Annotated in this window: 12 protein-coding genes; 1 reads left to right on the top strand and 11 read right to left on the bottom strand. The window is 60.5% G+C overall.

Annotated elements, in window-relative coordinates; translation table 11 throughout:
* Positions 1-134 precede the first annotated feature (134 nt).
* The 7 genes from KGB06_RS25655 to KGB06_RS25625 form a co-directional block, all read right to left on the bottom strand.
* Entirely contained in the window at positions 135-1,775 is a 1,641-nt protein-coding gene (locus KGB06_RS25655; RefSeq protein WP_223520767.1) for a BatD family protein, read from the bottom strand.
* Positions 1,772-3,511 (bottom strand): VWA domain-containing protein, encoded by a 1,740-nt coding sequence (locus tag KGB06_RS25650; RefSeq protein ID WP_223520765.1) that lies wholly within the window; start codon positions 3,509-3,511, stop codon positions 1,772-1,774. Before KGB06_RS25650 ends, KGB06_RS25655 begins: the two co-directional genes overlap by 4 nt.
* A complete protein-coding gene (locus KGB06_RS25645; RefSeq protein ID WP_223520763.1) occupies positions 3,508-4,587 on the bottom strand; it encodes a vWA domain-containing protein in 1,080 nt (359 codons plus the stop codon). The genes KGB06_RS25650 and KGB06_RS25645 overlap by 4 nt, the downstream gene beginning before the upstream one ends.
* Entirely contained in the window at positions 4,580-5,074 is a 495-nt protein-coding gene (locus KGB06_RS25640) for a DUF4381 domain-containing protein (RefSeq protein ID WP_223520760.1), read from the bottom strand. Before KGB06_RS25640 ends, KGB06_RS25645 begins: the two co-directional genes overlap by 8 nt.
* Positions 5,071-6,015, bottom strand: coding sequence for a DUF58 domain-containing protein (locus KGB06_RS25635; RefSeq protein WP_223520758.1), 945 nt, complete (start codon positions 6,013-6,015; stop codon positions 5,071-5,073). The genes KGB06_RS25640 and KGB06_RS25635 overlap by 4 nt, the downstream gene beginning before the upstream one ends.
* 5 nt (positions 6,016-6,020) lie before the next feature.
* Entirely contained in the window at positions 6,021-6,980 is a 960-nt protein-coding gene (locus KGB06_RS25630; protein ID WP_008150800.1) for an AAA family ATPase, read from the bottom strand.
* Positions 6,981-7,266: 286 nt separating this feature from the next.
* Positions 7,267-7,620 (bottom strand): hypothetical protein, encoded by a 354-nt coding sequence (locus KGB06_RS25625; RefSeq protein WP_223520756.1) that lies wholly within the window; start codon positions 7,618-7,620, stop codon positions 7,267-7,269.
* A gap of 503 nt (positions 7,621-8,123) precedes the next feature.
* Here KGB06_RS25625 and KGB06_RS25620 point away from each other — a divergent pair.
* Positions 8,124-13,025 (top strand): NAD-glutamate dehydrogenase, encoded by a 4,902-nt coding sequence (locus KGB06_RS25620; RefSeq protein WP_223520754.1) that lies wholly within the window; start codon positions 8,124-8,126, stop codon positions 13,023-13,025.
* A 192-nt stretch (positions 13,026-13,217) separates the two neighbouring features.
* Here KGB06_RS25620 and KGB06_RS25615 read toward each other — a convergent pair whose 3' ends face one another.
* The 4 genes from KGB06_RS25615 to KGB06_RS25600 all read right to left on the bottom strand — a co-directional run bounded on the left by KGB06_RS25615 (position 13,218) and on the right by KGB06_RS25600 (position 16,539).
* Entirely contained in the window at positions 13,218-13,928 is a 711-nt protein-coding gene (locus KGB06_RS25615; RefSeq protein ID WP_223520752.1) for an ATPase, read from the bottom strand.
* A gap of 228 nt (positions 13,929-14,156) precedes the next feature.
* Positions 14,157-14,570 (bottom strand): cupin domain-containing protein, encoded by a 414-nt coding sequence (locus tag KGB06_RS25610; RefSeq protein ID WP_223520751.1) that lies wholly within the window; start codon positions 14,568-14,570, stop codon positions 14,157-14,159.
* Positions 14,571-14,688: 118 nt separating this feature from the next.
* Positions 14,689-14,982, bottom strand: a complete 294-nt coding sequence (locus KGB06_RS25605) for an antibiotic biosynthesis monooxygenase family protein (RefSeq protein ID WP_223520749.1) — start codon at positions 14,980-14,982, stop codon at positions 14,689-14,691.
* A 123-nt stretch (positions 14,983-15,105) separates the two neighbouring features.
* Positions 15,106-16,539: a PLP-dependent aminotransferase family protein gene (locus KGB06_RS25600; RefSeq protein ID WP_223520747.1), complete on the bottom strand. Its 1,434-nt coding sequence runs from the start codon at positions 16,537-16,539 to the stop codon at positions 15,106-15,108.
* Positions 16,540-16,622: the final 83 nt, after the last annotated feature.

Here is a 16,622-nt window from a genome sequence, read left to right as displayed (position 1 = left end):
AGCCTGCGTCCGACTGCGCAGCAGTCGTAAATCCTGCATACGCTGTTTGTCTGATACACCGCATGTATTGATTTTGCGACTGCTGCGCAGTCGGACGCAGCCTCGCAGGCTCGGCAGCTGCTACAGGGCGGTGATTATTTGGGATAAAGCGGCGGCAACCCGCTATCACCCACCAGGTCCTGAACCCGCTCGGCAATCGGGATCGCCTTGATCGCGCGCCACAGTTCTTCGCCTTGCCAGTGCTGGCCGGTTTCGCTGTAGAGTGCGCCGTTCAAGCCGTCCAGCGCATCAGACAAGGGCACGAAACGGGCGGCCATGTCGGCCAGGGTTTCCGGCTGTTGACGGGCCCAGGCGTCGAGCGCCTGGCGGGTGGCGTGTGAATCATTCGCCAGGCAGGCGCGTTTGAGGTCGTCGAGGACGGTGCGCGGGCTCGGACCAGTCTGCGCAGCACGCAGGATCGCCGGTTGCCAGCGGGCACGCCACCAGAGGCCGAAGCCCAGCAGGGTGGTGCAGGCGAGGATCAGCGTGCTGAGTTTCCAGCGCCGCAGGGTTTCGCTGTCGGCAGCGGAATTGACTTGAGGTATCCCGGCCGGTGTATCGACGACCATGCTCGGGTTGTTGGCGACTTGCAGGGTACGCGCCGGCAGGCTGCTGTGTTCCAGATGATCTTCGAACGTGTTCCACCAGACCACTTCGACCGCCGGCAACTCGATTGCACCGCTGCGGGTGGGAACGAGGGCTTCGCGGTCTTCGCGACTGCCGATCAGCCCACGTTCGCTGCTCTGGTTGTTCATTACCGGTTGATCCGGATAGCGCCGCAAGCCATTGACGTCGGTGGCCGGCAGCGGCGGCAGTTGCGAACTGGACAGGCCTTCCACCTTGAGGATCAGGCTGCGGGTCAGCGAGTCGCCCACTTGTGCGTGGTCCGGCTCCGGGTTCCAGCTTTCGCTCAGCGTCACGCTGCGGGCCGGCAGCCAGGGCAGGTCGGCAGGGTAGGTGATGGGTTTGGCTTTGACCGACAGCAAAATGGGCGTGGAGCTGACGCGCATCAGTTTCCCGGATTTCGGCGCTTGGGCCGCAGCGTCCTGCGCGGGCTGGGTGTCGACCAGAGTGGCACTGAAGATCTGCGCCGGAATGGCCAGTTCGCCACTGTGTTGCGGATAGATCGCGTAGCGCATTTCGATCACGCCATGGCGCAGACCGTTGATGACTTTTTCGTAGGTGCGCGACTCACCCAGTTGTTCGATACGCGCGTCAGGCACCTGCAAAGGGGTCAGGCTGCTGTCGTCGTACAGCGACACGGAATGGTAGATGCGCAAGGTCAGGACCGCCTGGGCCTGCACGTACACACTGGTCTGATCGAGGCTGGTGTCAATAAATACCGGGGCCAGTTTGGTCGCGGTGTCCTGGCTTTCGCTCTCGACCACTTGCACCGTGATGGGCTGGCTCTGCACCTCGCCCAGTTGCAATGACGGAATCGTCACGCTGCCGTTTGCCTTGGGCAGCAAGGTAATGATCCAGCGCGTGGTCGCGCGGTTTTCGCCACTGAGGGTGTTCAACTGGTTGACCTGGCGGGTACCGCGCACTTCGAACAGCGGCTCCAGTGGCGTCAGATCCGGCTTGCCAAACTGCGTCACGTCGCTGGTTTCCAGGGTCAGTTCGACCGTCTCGCCGGAGTTCAGGCGGCTGCGATCGACACTGGCCACCAGCGCCGACGCCTGGGCCTGAACGGCGCAGAACAGCAGGGCAAGCATGAAGAGGGTGAAGCGGGTCATCGAGTTTTTCCCTGATCCTGATGTTGTTGCTGTTCGTACCAGAATTTGCGCCTGAGCAGTTCACCTGGATCATCCGGGATCTTGCGCAGCCATTGCTCCAGCGCCTGACGCTGTTCGCCTTCAATCGTGCCGCTGGCCGGGCGCCGCGGTGGCCTGGTGCTTTGCTCGTCTGCCAACTCGCTGCCCGGGACTTCATTGGTACCCGGTTTTGGCGGCGCTGTGGCCTGTTGCTGGGCGTCCTGTGTGGCTTGCTGGGCATCGGTTTTCGGTTCGCCGTCGCTCGTCGGTTGCGTGGCCGCTCCGGGCGACTGTTCCTGTTCGGCGTTCTGCGCCTCGCTGTCGTCGGTGGAATCCGGCTCAACCGGCGGCGGGGTGTGTTTCTGCTTGAGCAGACTTTCCACCAGCGCTTTGTTGGTCAGGGCCGGGCGCAAATCGGGTTGAAGTTCCAACGCTTGTTCGTAGGCATCCAGCGCGGCTTCCAGCTCCCCGCTTTTCGCCAGGGCATTGCCACGATTGTAGTGGGCGTGGGCGTCACTGCCTTGGGCGAACCGCTGGGCGGCGCCACTGTAGTCGCCGGCTTGATACAGCGCCACACCTTGCCATTGTGGGTCCTGGAAATACTGCGCAGCCCTGGCCGGGTGGTCTCGCTTGAGCAAGTGCAGGCCCCTTTGATCAGGGCGCAGCCACAAGTCTTCGAAGTCGAAGGCGTAACTTGGTTGCGGCAGCACCCACAGCAACGGCAGGCAGAACAACCAGCCGCGGCGCCCGGCACACGCAGCCAGCAGCAATAGCGGCAGCAACAGCCAGTAGCCCTGGTCGGCCCACGTGTCGAGGCGCAAGGTTTGCCCGTCGTTACGCAACGTGCGCGGGCCATCGAGCAGGCCGAGCGCGCGCAGGTCGGCATCGTCCAGTTGCGCCTGGCGATAGCGTCCGCCGAGATCGTGGGCAAAGGCTTTAAGGCTTGAGTTGTCCAGACGCGGCACCAGAATCGCGCCTTCATTGTCCTTGAGGAAGCTGCCGTCTTCCTGAGCAACCGGCGCACCCTCGTCAGTGCCGATGCCAAGCATCAAAAATTGCGTCGAATGCCCATCCAGTACCTGACGGATGCCTTGGCGCTCTTGCTCGGTCAGGGTGGAGCCGATCAGCAGAATCCGGCCATCGCCCAAAGCGGCCTGATTGAGCAAGGCAAGTGCCTTGTTCACCGCGAGATCAGCCCGATGCCCGGTCTCAGGCATCAGCGAAGGTTTCAGCGCATCCAGCAGGTTGCCACTGGTCGAGAGGTCATCCGACAACGGCACCAACGTGTGTGCGCTGCCGGAGTAAACGACGATGGCCGTCTGCGAGTCGCTGCGCACTTGCAGCAGGTCAAACAGCTTGCGCCGCGCCTGTTCCAGCCGATTCGGCACCACGTCGGTGGCGAGCATTTCCGGGGTCAGTTCAAGCACCACGACCAGTGGATCGGCAGGCTTCTGACTGGCCTGTTCGACCCGTTGCCAGCTCGGCCCCAGCAGCGCCAGGACGGTCAGCACCCAGGCCAACCCGAGTACGACCCATGGCAGCTTGCTGTCGCGTCCGTTACCGCCACTGAGCAAGGCGGCGTGAAAGGCGGGCGGCAGAATCATCTGCCAGCGCCCGGCCCGCTTTTGCCGGTGCCAGAGTTGCCACAGCAACCAGCCCAGCACAGGCAACAGCAACAGCCACCAGGGGCGGAACCAGAAAGGCCAGAGCACGCTCATCGGCGTCTCCGCAGGCGCAGGCGTTTGAGTCGCTGGCGCCAGTCAGGCAGGGGCGATTGCAAGTACAGATCCTTGGTGAACAGACGATGCAGCGGATTATCCGGCCAGCGCTCGCGCACCACCAACAGCATGCTCAACAGCAGCGCCAACGCCAGCGGCCAGTGATACAACGCCTGGGCCGGACGGGCCTGGGTGGGTTGTTGCGTGACCGGCTCTAGTGTGTCGAGGGTGTCCTTGATGGTTTGCAGTTCGTTGCCATCATGGGCGCGGAAATACTGACCGCCGGTGGCTTCAGCGATGGCTTTGAGCGCCGGTTCGTCGAGGTCCAGGCTCGGGTTGACGCCGAGAAAGCCCAGCGTGCCACTTTCCTCCGGGTTGGCCCCAACGCCGATAGGGTAGATTTTCACCCCTTCGTTAGCCGCCAGGCGCGCAGCGGTCAACGGGTCGATTTCGCCGCCGTTGTTGGCGCCGTCCGTGACCAGAATCAGCACACGGCTCTGGGCCGGACGCAGGCGCAGGCGTTTAAGGGCCAGGCCGATGGCATCGCCGATGGCGGTGTTCTTGCCGGCGATGCCGATCCGCGCTTCGTCGAGCCAGACCCTTACGGTGTGCCGGTCGAAGGTCAGCGGCGCTTGCAGGTACGCCTGACTGCCGAACAGGATCAGGCCGACCCGATCGCCATCGCGGCTTTCCAGGAAGTCACCGAGCAAATGTTGCACGAGGCTCAAACGGCTGACGTCCTCGTCCTGCCACTTCATGTCGGGAAAATCCATCGAGCCGGACACGTCTACCGCTACCAGCAAATCGCGGCCACTGGCCGCAATCGGCAGCGGCTCACCCAGCCATTGCGGGCGCGCGGCGGCGATCAACAGCAACAGCCAAAGTAGTATGAACGGTGCCTGCTGGCGCCAGGCCGGCAGGTTTGCCCGGGCGCGGCGGCGGGTCAGGCCTTCGAGGTCATTCAGGAACGTGACTTTGAGCGCCGGCTCGCCACTGTCGGCCATCGGCAACAGTACGCGCATCAACCACGGCAAGGGCAGCAAGGCAAACATCCACGGCCAGGCAAACTCAAACATGTTTGCGAATCCAGGTGTCGACGGCTTGGGTCAGGCCCGCGATGGCCTTGTCGTCGAGTTTGCATTCGGGTTTGTAGGCGCCTTCAACCAGGACCATCCAGCGTGTCAGGCCGGCAGCGGGACAGCGGTTGTCGAGAAACGCCAGCCATTTGCGTCCGTTGAGTGTGTGGCTCTGGCTGTAAGGGTAATGATTGCGACACAGGCGTTTGAGCAACCCATTGAGCTGCTGCAACCAGGCGCCGGCCGGTGCGCCGTCGTAGGGTTTAGGCATCCGCGCCAGTTCGGCCAGCGCAGCGACGCGCACCGGGTCCAGCGGCTGTTCGGCGCGAACGATAGGGCGTTTGCGTGCCATCAAGTGTCGCATCCGCCACAGGCCAAAGCCGATCAGCGGCAGCAATAACAGCAACAACCACCAGCCCGGCGCAGGAGGCCAGAATTCGATGGGGGGTGGGGTAATCAGCGGCTGCAGTTGATCGAGACTGCTCATCGACCTTTCCCCGGTTTTTGTGGGTTCAGGTACTCGCGCAGTTGCTCGACCATCTCGCTCTGGGTGCTCAATGGCATCAGTAATACGCGTAGTTTTTGGGCAAGCAATTCCCAGCGTGCGATGCGTGCTTCTGCTTGCGCGCGATAGGTCTGGCGCAGGTCGAAATTCAGGGTGTCGAGTTCCAGTTGCGCGCCACGTTCGGCAAATCGCAGCAAGCCGGCGGCGGGCAGGGCGTGATCCAGTGGATCGGACACGGGTAGCAGCAACAGGTCGCAATGACGCGACAGCAGGCTCAACTGTTGCTCGGCGCCCTCGCTCAAGGCGCGCTCGTCGCAGATCACGATCGCCAGGCTACCGGGGCGCAGCACTTCCCGGGCGCGCCGCAGGGCAATGCCGAAGGCGTCGCGGTCCGTTTCGCTTTCGGTGTGCAGCGACTGATTGACCCGCACCAGACGGTTGAGCAATTGCAGCAGGCTTTGTTTACTACGGCGGGGTTTGATCTCGTAGTGCTCATTGTCGCCAAACACCAGTCCGCCGACCCGATCGTTATGGCCGAGCGCCGCCCAGCCAATCAGGCTCGCGGCCTGGGCGGCGAGCACCGACTTGAACATCAGTCCCGAGCCGAAGAACAGACGACGGCTTTGCTCGACCATGATGAAAATCGGCCGCTCACGCTCTTCATGGAACAGTTTGGTGTGGGGTTCCTGGGTGCGGGCGGTGACGCGCCAATCGATGCTTCGCACGTCATCACCGGCCTGATAGACCCGTACCTGATCGAAGTCCACTCCGCGCCCGCGCAGTTTGGAGTGGTGCAGGCCGATCAGCGGGCTGCGCTGGCTCGGCGTGGAGAACAATTGCACTTCACGCACGCGATGGCGCATCTCGATCAGTTCGGCGAGGCTGACACGGATGCCCGGTTCGGCTGGCAGGATGGCGTTCATCGGGGTCAAGCGACGGCTACGACGTCGAGAATCCGCTGGACCACCCGGTCCTGATCGATGCCAGCGGCTTCGGCTTCAAAGGACAGAATGATGCGGTGGCGCAGCACGTCGAACAACACCGCTTGAATGTCTTCCGGGCTGACGAAGTCGCGACCGGCCAGCCAGGCGTGGGCCCGCGCGCAGCGGTCGAGGGCAATCGAACCGCGCGGGCTGGCGCCATAGGCGATCCACTCGGCCATCTCCGGGTCGAACTTGGCCGGTGTGCGTGTGGCCATGACCAGTTGCACCAGGTATTCCTCCACGGCGTCGGCCATGTACAAGCCGAGGATTTCCTTGCGCGCGGCGAAAATCGCCTGCTGGCTGACCCTGCGCTCGGGTTTGGTTTCGCCGTTCAACGCTTCACCACGGGCCTGTTGCAGGATTCGCCGTTCGACGGCGGCATCAGGGAAGCCGATTTTTACATGCATCAGAAAGCGGTCGAGTTGGGCTTCGGGCAGCGGATAGGTGCCTTCCTGCTCGATGGGGTTTTGCGTGGCCATTACCAAAAACAGCGGCGACAGCTCGTAAGTGCTGCGCCCGACGCTGACCTGGCGCTCGCCCATGGCTTCCAGCAATGCGGACTGAACCTTGGCCGGGGCACGGTTGATTTCGTCCGCCAGCACCAGGTTGTGGAAAATCGGGCCTTGCTGGAACACGAAACTGCCGGTTTCCGGCCGATAGATTTCGGTGCCGGTAATGTCTGCGGGCAGCAGGTCAGGGGTGAACTGAATGCGGTGGAACTGTGCTTCGATCCCTTCGGCAAGCTCTTTGATGGCCTTGGTCTTGGCCAGGCCCGGGGCGCCCTCGACCAGCATGTGGCCGTCGGCAAGCAACGCGATGAGCAAGCGCTCGATGAGTTTTTCCTGGCCGAGAATCTGCGTTGAAAGAAAGGTTCGCAGCGCGAGCAGCGCTTCACGATGTTCCATCGATGACTGTTCCTGGAGAAGGTGGCCGAAGGCGTTCGAATAACGCCTGGGCTGGGGGCGTTACTTTAATCCATCGCGGGGGGCGGCGACTAACGGCATTTTGTGCAAAGTGCGGGAAATGATTGGCGAAACTTTACGAAGTTTGCAGGGCGGGGGGGCGGACGTTGAGCTCTCTGGCCTCATCGCGAGCAGGCTCGCTCCCACAGGTGACCGGGTTGTTTCATGAAAATGCAATCAAATGTGGGAGCGAGCCTGCTCGCGAAGGGGCCGGCACAGGCGCTGAGATTCAGAGCTGGCTTACATAGGTACCAGTCCCCTTGAGAATGTTCTGCAAGGTTTCTTCCACTTCTGCCAAATCACCCGCATCCGTGTTGTGAATGATTTCCAAAGAATCATCCCCATTCAGCGCATCCACATCCGCCGCGGCGATTTCAATCAGCAGGCGGGTAGGGCTGAGGGTGACTTTCACGCCGTCCAGCGTCGAAGGTTCGTCGTCGAGGGTGATTTCCAGTTCGTCCTCGTCCGGGTAGCGGGTCATCAGGAACATATCGCCCTGATCGCTGTGGCAGCAGAGCATGGCCATGTTGTCTTCCTCGTCATCGCAAGGGTTCACAATCAAGAGGGCGGTGGTCATTTGCATGGGGAATTCCTGGCTCGACGAGCATGGTGAAGACGAACAAAACACAATTCTGCCAGCACAAGGGAATTTCTGCTCGGTTGAGTGTCAGAGGAGGGGCGCGGACGCTTAGAGTGTTACTGGTCATTTCTGGTACGCGGGTGCCGGAAAACCGGGGATAAAACGCCCGTTTTTGCCCACGGCTGCTAGTGTTGTTCGAGGCGCGTGCCGCCAGTAGCGTACCGATGACCGAATATGTCGCAGCACCGCAAGCATGGGCCTTGCCGCACTCGTTAAGCTGCGCAACGGATGAGCACCTGTAAAGGCATTGCGCTGCACGCAGTTCAGTCGCTTTTGCAGATGCCCATTCATGGAAGGTGAATGTGACCCGAGTGTCTCGTCCAGCTTCACCCACCTGTCCCCCTGTTTCCTCTGCCCGAGAATCAGGAGCAGGGTGACGGATCGCCCCGAAAGGGGTTTTGCACGCGACGCTTCCATCAATAACAAGCCCAAGCGGAGTACCACAGATGGCGTTCTTCACCGCAGCCAGCAAAGCCGACTTCCAGCACCAACTGCAAGCGGCACTGGCACAGCACATCAGTGAACAGGCACTGCCACAAGTGGCGTTGTTCGCTGAACAATTCTTCGGCATCATTTCCCTGGACGAGCTGACCCAACGTCGGTTGTCCGACCTCGCCGGCTGCACCCTTTCTGCGTGGCGCCTGCTTGAGCGCTTCGATCACGCGCAACCGCAAGTGCGCGTCTACAACCCTGATTACGAACGCCACGGCTGGCAGTCGACCCACACCGCGGTCGAAGTGCTGCACCACGACCTGCCATTCCTGGTGGACTCGGTGCGTACCGAGCTGAACCGTCGCGGCTACAGCATTCATACCCTGCAAACCACTGTGCTGAGCGTTCGTCGCGGCAGCAAAGGCGAGTTGCTGGAAATCCTGCCCAAAGGCACCCAGGGCGAAGGCATTCTTCAAGAATCGCTGATGTACCTGGAAATCGACCGTTGCGCCAACACGGCCGAGCTCAATGTCCTGAGCAAAGAGCTGGAACAGGTCCTCGGTGAAGTCCGCGTCGCGGTCGCCGATTTCGAGCCGATGAAAACCAAGGTCCAGGAAATCCTCACTGGCCTGGATAACAGTCAGTTTGCGGTCGACCCTGAAGAAAAAGCCGAAATCAAAAGCTTCCTGGAATGGCTGGTGGGTAACCACTTCACGTTCCTGGGCTACGAAGAGTTCGTGGTTCGCGATGAAGCCGACGGCGGCCACATCGTCTACGACCAGGATTCCTTCCTCGGCCTGACCAAATTGCTGCGCACCGGCCTGACCTACGATGACCTGCGCATCGAAGACTACGCCGTGAATTACCTGCGCGAACCGACCCTGTTGTCGTTCGCCAAGGCCGCGCACCCAAGCCGTGTACACCGTCCGGCTTACCCGGATTACGTGTCGATCCGTGAAATCGATGCTCACGGCAACGTCATCAAGGAATGCCGTTTCATGGGCCTGTACACCTCATCGGTGTATGGCGAGAGCGTGCGGGTTATTCCGTACATCCGCCGCAAGGTCGAAGAAATCGAACGCCGTTCCGGCTTCCAGGCCAAGGCTCACCTGGGCAAGGAACTGGCGCAGGTGGTCGAAGTGCTGCCGCGCGATGACCTGTTCCAGACCCCGGTCGACGAACTGTTCAGCACCGTGATGTCGATCGTGCAGATCCAGGAACGCAATAAGATCCGCGTGTTCCTGCGCAAAGACCCGTACGGCCGTTTCTGCTACTGCCTGGCTTACGTGCCACGCGACATCTACTCCACCGAAGTGCGCCAGAAAATCCAGCAAGTGCTGATGGATCGCCTGAAAGCCTCGGATTGCGAGTTCTGGACATTCTTCTCCGAGTCCGTGCTGGCCCGCGTGCAACTGATCCTGCGCGTCGACCCGAAAAACCGCCTCGACATCGACCCGGTTCTGCTGGAAAAAGAAGTGGTTCAGGCTTGCCGCAGCTGGCAGGACGACTACGCCAGTCTGGTAGTGGAAAGCTTCGGCGAAGCCCACGGCACCAATGTGCTGGCCGACTTTCCGAAAGGCTTCCCGGCCGGTTACCGTGAGCGTTTCGCCGCCCACTCGGCGGTGGTCGACATGCAACACCTGCTGAGCCTGAACGAAAAAAATCCATTGGTGATGAGTTTCTATCAGCCACTGGGTCAGGTGTCCGGCCAGCGCATGCTGCACTGCAAGCTGTACCACGCCGATACGCCGCTGGCGCTGTCCGACGTGTTGCCGATCCTGGAAAACCTGGGCCTGCGCGTGCTGGGTGAATTCCCGTATCGCCTGCGCCACACTAATGGCCGAGAGTTCTGGATTCACGACTTCGCGTTCACCGCTGCTGAAGGCCTGGAACTCGACATTCAGCAACTCAACGACACCTTGCAGGACGCGTTCGTCCACATCGTGCGTGGCGATGCCGAGAACGATGCGTTCAACCGCCTGGTGCTGACCGCCGGCCTGCCGTGGCGCGATGTGGCGCTGCTGCGTGCTTATGCGCGCTACATGAAGCAGATTCGTCTGGGCTTCGACCTGGGCTACATCGCCAGCACCCTGAACAACCACACCGACATCGCTCGCGAGTTGACCCGGTTGTTCAAAACCCGTTTCTATCTGGCACGCAAGCTGTCCGACGACGACCTGGAAGACAAGCAGCAACGTCTGGAACACGCGATTCTGAGCGCACTGGACGACGTCCAGGTGCTGAACGAAGACCGCATCCTGCGTCGCTACCTGGACCTGATCAAGGCCACCCTGCGCACCAACTTCTATCAGACTGACGCCAACGGCCATAACAAGTCGTACTTCAGCTTCAAGTTCAACCCGCACCAGATTCCAGAGCTGCCGAAGCCAGTACCGAAGTTCGAAATCTTCGTTTACTCGCCTCGCGTCGAAGGCGTGCACCTGCGCTTCGGCAACGTGGCGCGTGGCGGTCTGCGCTGGTCCGACCGTGAAGAAGACTACCGCACCGAAGTCCTGGGCCTGGTAAAAGCCCAACAAGTGAAGAACTCGGTCATCGTGCCAGTCGGCGCGAAGGGCGGCTTCCTGCCGCGTCGCCTGCCACTGGGCGGCAGCCGTGACGAGATCGCGGCCGAGGGCATCGCCTGCTACCGCATCTTCATTTCGGGCCTGTTGGACATCACCGACAACCTGAAAGACGGCGCGCTGGTTCCGCCGGCCAACGTCGTGCGTCATGACGACGATGACCCGTACCTGGTCGTTGCTGCGGATAAGGGCACTGCGACCTTCTCCGACATCGCCAACGGTATCGCCATCGATTACGGCTTCTGGCTGGGTGACGCGTTCGCTTCCGGCGGTTCCGCCGGTTACGACCACAAGAAAATGGGCATCACCGCCAAGGGCGCGTGGGTTGGCGTTCAACGTCACTTCCGCGAACGCGGCATCAATGTCCAGAAAGACAGCATCACCGTGGTCGGTGTCGGCGACATGGCCGGTGACGTATTCGGTAACGGTCTGTTGATGTCCGAGACGCTGCAACTGGTGGCTGCGTTCAACCACCTGCACATCTTCATCGACCCGAATCCGGAGCCGGCGAACAGCTTCGCCGAGCGTCAGCGCCTGTTCGACCTGCCGCGTTCGGCCTGGTCGGATTACGACACCAGCATCATGTCCGAAGGCGGCGGGATCTTCTCCCGTAGCGCGAAGAGCATTGCCATCTCCGAGCAGATGAAAGAGCGCTTCGACATTCAGGCCGACAAACTGACCCCGACCGAACTGCTCAATGCCTTGCTCAAGGCACCAGTAGACCTGTTGTGGAACGGCGGTATCGGTACGTACGTCAAAGCCAGCAGCGAAAGCCACGCCGATGTCGGCGACAAGGCCAACGATGCACTGCGCGTGAACGGCAACGAACTGCGCTGCAAAGTCGTGGGCGAGGGCGGTAACCTCGGTATGACCCAACTGGGTCGTGTCGAATTCGGTCTCAATGGCGGCGGTTCCAACACCGACTTCATCGACAACGCCGGTGGCGTTGACTGCTCCGACCACGAAGTAAACATCAAGATCCTGCTGAACGAAGTGGTTCACGCCGGTGACATGACCGACAAGCAACGTAACCAGTTGCTGGCGAGCATGACCGACGAAGTCGGCAATCTGGTGCTGGGCAACAACTACAAGCAGACTCAGGCCCTGTCCCTGGCAGCGCGTCGTGCCTTGCCGCGTATCGCTGAATACAAGCGCCTGATGAACGATCTGGAAGGCCGTGGCAAGCTGGATCGCGCCATCGAGTTCTTGCCCGCGGAAGAAGCGATCAACGAGCGCATTGCGACAGGCCACGGCCTGACCCGTGCAGAGCTCTCGGTGCTGATCTCCTACAGCAAGATCGACCTCAAGGAGCAGTTGCTTAACTCCCTGGTGCCGGATGACGACTACCTGACCCGTGACATGGAAACCGCTTTCCCGCCGACCCTGGTGAGCAAGTTCTCCGAAGCCATGCGCCGTCACCGTCTGAAGCGCGAAATCGTCAGCACCCAGATCGCCAACGACCTGGTCAACCACATGGGCATCACCTTCGTTCAACGACTCAAAGAGTCGACCGGCATGAGCCCGGCGAATGTTGCGGGTGCGTATGTAATAGTTCGGGATATCTTCCACCTCCCGCACTGGTTCCGGCAGATAGAGGCCCTGGATTACCAGGTTTCCGCTGACGTGCAACTGGAGCTGATGGACGAGCTGATGCGTCTGGGCCGCCGAGCCACGCGCTGGTTCCTGCGCAGCCGTCGCAACGAGCAGAATGCGGCTCGTGACGTCGCGCACTTCGGTCCACATCTGGCAGCGCTGGGCCTCAAGCTCGACGAACTGCTGGAAGGCCCGACTCGCGAAGGCTGGCAGACCCGCTATCAGGCCTACGTCGCGGCTGGCGTACCTGAGTTGCTGGCGCGCATGGTTGCAGGCACCACTCACCTGTACACCTTGCTGCCGATCATCGAAGCGTCGGACGTTACCGGTCAGAACGCAGCAGACGTCGCGAAGGCTTACTTCGCCGTTGGTAGCGCGCTGGACATCACCTGGTACCTGCAACAGATCAGCGCTCTGCCGGTTGAAAACAACTGGCAAGCCCTGGCCCGTGAAGCGTTCCGTGATGACGTCGACTGGCAGCAACGTGCGATCACCATCTCCGTCCTGCAACAGGGCGACGGCACTCAGGACGTGGAAACACGCCTGGCGCTGTGGATGGAAGAGCACGAAGGCATGATCGAACGCTGGCGCGCCATGCTGGTGGAACTCCGTGCCGCCAGCGGTACGGACTACGCCATGTACGCGGTGGCCAACCGCGAACTGCTGGACCTGGCGTTGAGCGGGCAAGCGGTGGTGACTGCCATTGCACCTGTCAGCGAAGAGCTGGAGCCGGCGGCCTGATCAGGCGCTGAATGAAAAAGCCCCGCATGGCGACATGCGGGGCTTTTTTTTGTCTGATGGTTATTGGGTGTCTGTTCAGGCCCCATCGCGGGCAAGTCGGATCGCCGCACCGCCGTTCCTACAGTGGGATGTGTTCCAACTGTAGGAACGGCGGTGCGGCGATCCGACTTGCCCGCGATGGGGCCATTAGCCTTAATACAACTTTCCGCTGGTTTTATTATCAATAATCGCTACTTTGTCTGCCGGCTTGGTCAATAAATTGCTGAGCGACTGGTCAAACTTTTGCAGTGCTCTAACTTGCACATTCTGTTGCTCGTTAATATCCGCCACTATCTTTGGGCTCGGTTCAAAGTCCGCCCAAAGAGGGCTCACCGTTTTGGCGTCATGCCCTTGTGCGGTGCCAATGTAATTCAAGTTGGCGTCATAGAAATCTGCACTGACGTGAGCCTCTAAATCCGAACTGCGCGAGGTCATCAATTGGCTGCGGCTGTCGACAATGGCGGTCACATCCGGTTTCGCAGCCTTGAGGCTTTGCATGTCCGGGTACACCGTGACCGAGCCGAACTGGCGCTGCAACGATGCTTTGACCCAATCCACGGCGAGGTCGGGGTTGGAGGTTGTCACGAAGGCGTCATGAATCGACTGAACCAACAGGCTCTGGCCGAAACCGGTGCCAGCGTTGGCTCGATAGTCCTGGAGGTAGGCGCGATTGGTTTGGGTGTTTTGACTGTAGACAATGCCCAGCGAGACGTTACTGCCATTCGGAATGAGCGTGGCATTGCTGCGGCCAACGGGCTCGGTAAAGATGCCCTCCAGAGAAGATACAGCGCTCGGCGCGGTGGGGATCGAGCAGCCTGTTAAAACAACGGTCATCGTCAGGGTACTGGCAAGCGCAAGTTTCATGGTGTTACTCCCGTGAAACATCTTGTGTCGGAAAGTTAGTGTGCCGGTGTTCTCCAGCGGTAAATCCAGACTAAACCTGTCTTTGCTGAATTAAATAGCAAAAATGCGCGCTTCTCGGGAGGTGAATAGTTTTATTGGGTTTAAACAGGGGCGGTTGATTACGTAGAGAAATAAAAAGGCCCGAAATCGAAGTTCGAGCCGTTTTATTTATAGCTGTACGTACAGGTATCAGTTTTCCAATGGGATCAACACTTTTTCATCCGGAGACAACACCATAAACACCAGCAGTTTGGCAGGCTGGGTGGCACTGGCGTTTTTTGACACCAAGTGTTCCGATCCCGCCGGTTCATACCAGTATTGGCCGGCCTTGTAAGTGACGGGTTGTTCACCTTTGACCTGGGAAATAATCTCCCCGGATATCACGTAGGCCATGGCGGTGCCTTCGTGTTTGTGGGCAATGGACGATTGCCCGGGCTCGTAATCGACTTCGATCATCAACGCCTTTTTGCCGGGCACATTTTTCAGCATCTGATCCTGCAGCACCGTGACCTTTTCAGAAGGGCCTTCATGAGCAATGGCAGCAGCCGAAATGGTCAGGGCGAGGGCAGCGAGCGGGGCAGCAAGGAAACGCAACGTTTTCATGGGTCATTACCTGCGGTGGTTATCGTCAGGAGCAACGATAGTCCGCAGGGTAGGGCAATCAAACAGCCAATATTCGGGAAGCTTGGGGGACCAATCCTACACCGCAATGTTGGGCGTTTTAGCGGATCGGGAAGCTGTTGAAATCCACAGCATTCGCCAATTGATTGTCGATCAGGCCGATAAAGCCCTGGACCTCAGGGCAATTGAAATGCTGCCGCATGGCCGCTTCCGATTGCCAGTGGGCGCTGACGGTCCAGCGGTTGGTGTCCTCGGGGCAACGGTCGACCATATAGGAGTCGCAGCCCGGTAGTTCGCGCAGGGTTTCGACAATCTTTTGCAGTTGCTTACCCAGCTCATCCGAGCGGCCGGGGGCAGCCTGCACCTGTACGGTATTAATCACTTCGTTGGACATTGCTCACGCTCCTGAATCAGGCCGGACGAATCCTGCTCATTGAGGGATAACGCTTAGGCAGGATAGGCCTGCTTCCCCGGACCGCCAATAGCCAAACGCCCGGTAAAGCCGCAGACCAATCCGTCAGGCCACCTGCTGCAGAATGTCGCGCATACGGTCCAGAGCGGTGTCGATGTCCAGGGTTTCAATGGCGCCAAAACCCAGCAACAGCCCGGCCTGCGGCGCTTGCTGGAAGTAAAAGGCTTCGATGGAATAGAGCCCGACCTCCACCTTTTTGGCCAACTCGATTACCAATGGGAGATCGATAGGCACTTTGCACATCACTACCAGGTGGAACCCGGCCGTGGTGGGCACCGGCTCGAACCATGGCGAAAGGTCGCCCGCCATGCGCGCCAGAATCCGTTCGCGACGCCCGGCATAGATCGTGTGGCAGCGGCGGATGTGCTTGAGCAGGCAGCCTTCGGCGATGAATTTGGCCAGCGCCCACTGTGGCAGTGTGGAGGTGTGCAGGTCGGTGAGTTGCTTGGCGCGGATCACCGCTTCGAGAATCGCCGGGGGCAAAATCGCATAGCCGAGGCGCAACTCCGGCAGCAAGGTTTTCGAGAAAGTCCCGACGTACGCGACGACCCCGCGCTCATCCATGCTTTGCAGCGAATCGGCAGGGCGGCACTCGTAGCGAAATTCGCTGTCGTAATCGTCCTCGATGATGATTGCGCCCAGTTCATAAGCCCGTTCCAGCAGCGCTACCCGGCGTTCCTGGCTCATCGGCAGGCCGAGCGGGAACTGATGGGACGGTGTGACGTAAATCAGCCGCGTGCCGAGGGGGATTTGGTCTACCTGAATGCCTTCGGCATCCACCGGTACACCGATCACCGTGGCGCCGTGCGAACCAAACAACAGGCGTGCCGGCGGGTAGCCAGGGTCTTCCATGGCGACAATGCTGCCGGGGTGGGTCATCACCCGGGAAATCAGGTCCAGCGCCTGTTGCGCGCCATTGCACACCACCACGTCCTCGTCCTGGCAAATGACCCCGCGGGAAAACGCGATATGCCGGGCGATGGCATTGCGCAGCGCCGGCAGGCCTTCGGGCAGGCTGTAGAGGCCTTTTGAGCCCGCCATCTGGCGCAAGGCGTGGGACGTGCAGCGACGCCAGTCATCCTGCGGGAATTGGCCCTTGCTGACGGCGCCGCCAATGAAGTCATAGCGCAACGACCCTTCCAGTGTCGGATGACGCAGGAACACCGGCAGATTGCGCCAGGATTCGATGACCTCAAAACTCGCCAGCTCGGAATGGCTTTGTTTACGGGTGATTTTGGACGGCCGGGCATTCACGTAGGTGCCTTTGCCGATCACACCAATGAGGAAGTTTTCGTAGGTCAGTTGCGAGTACGTGTCGGAAATGGTCTTGCGCGAAATTCCCAGTTGTTCGGCCAGCAAGCGGCTGGGCGGCAGCTGTGTCCCGGCGGCCAGGCGCCCGGATTCGATGGCGCTGCGCAGTTGGTTGTACAACTGGCCTGCCAGGTCCTTGCGGCCGTTGATGACAACATGAAGTTCCATACCGGCGGGGCTCCTGCTGCGGTTGTGGCGCGTGTGCGTCGCGCCAGATTACCTGCAAGAGTGGCTGTGCAGAAGTTGCGTGG

Source organism: Pseudomonas sp. GL-B-19 (assembly GCF_019956415.1).
In the GTDB taxonomy this organism is placed as follows: Bacteria; Pseudomonadota; Gammaproteobacteria; order Pseudomonadales; family Pseudomonadaceae; genus Aquipseudomonas.
Note: the sequence above shows the minus strand (reverse complement) of the source record. Positions and strands in the feature narration are given on the sequence as shown.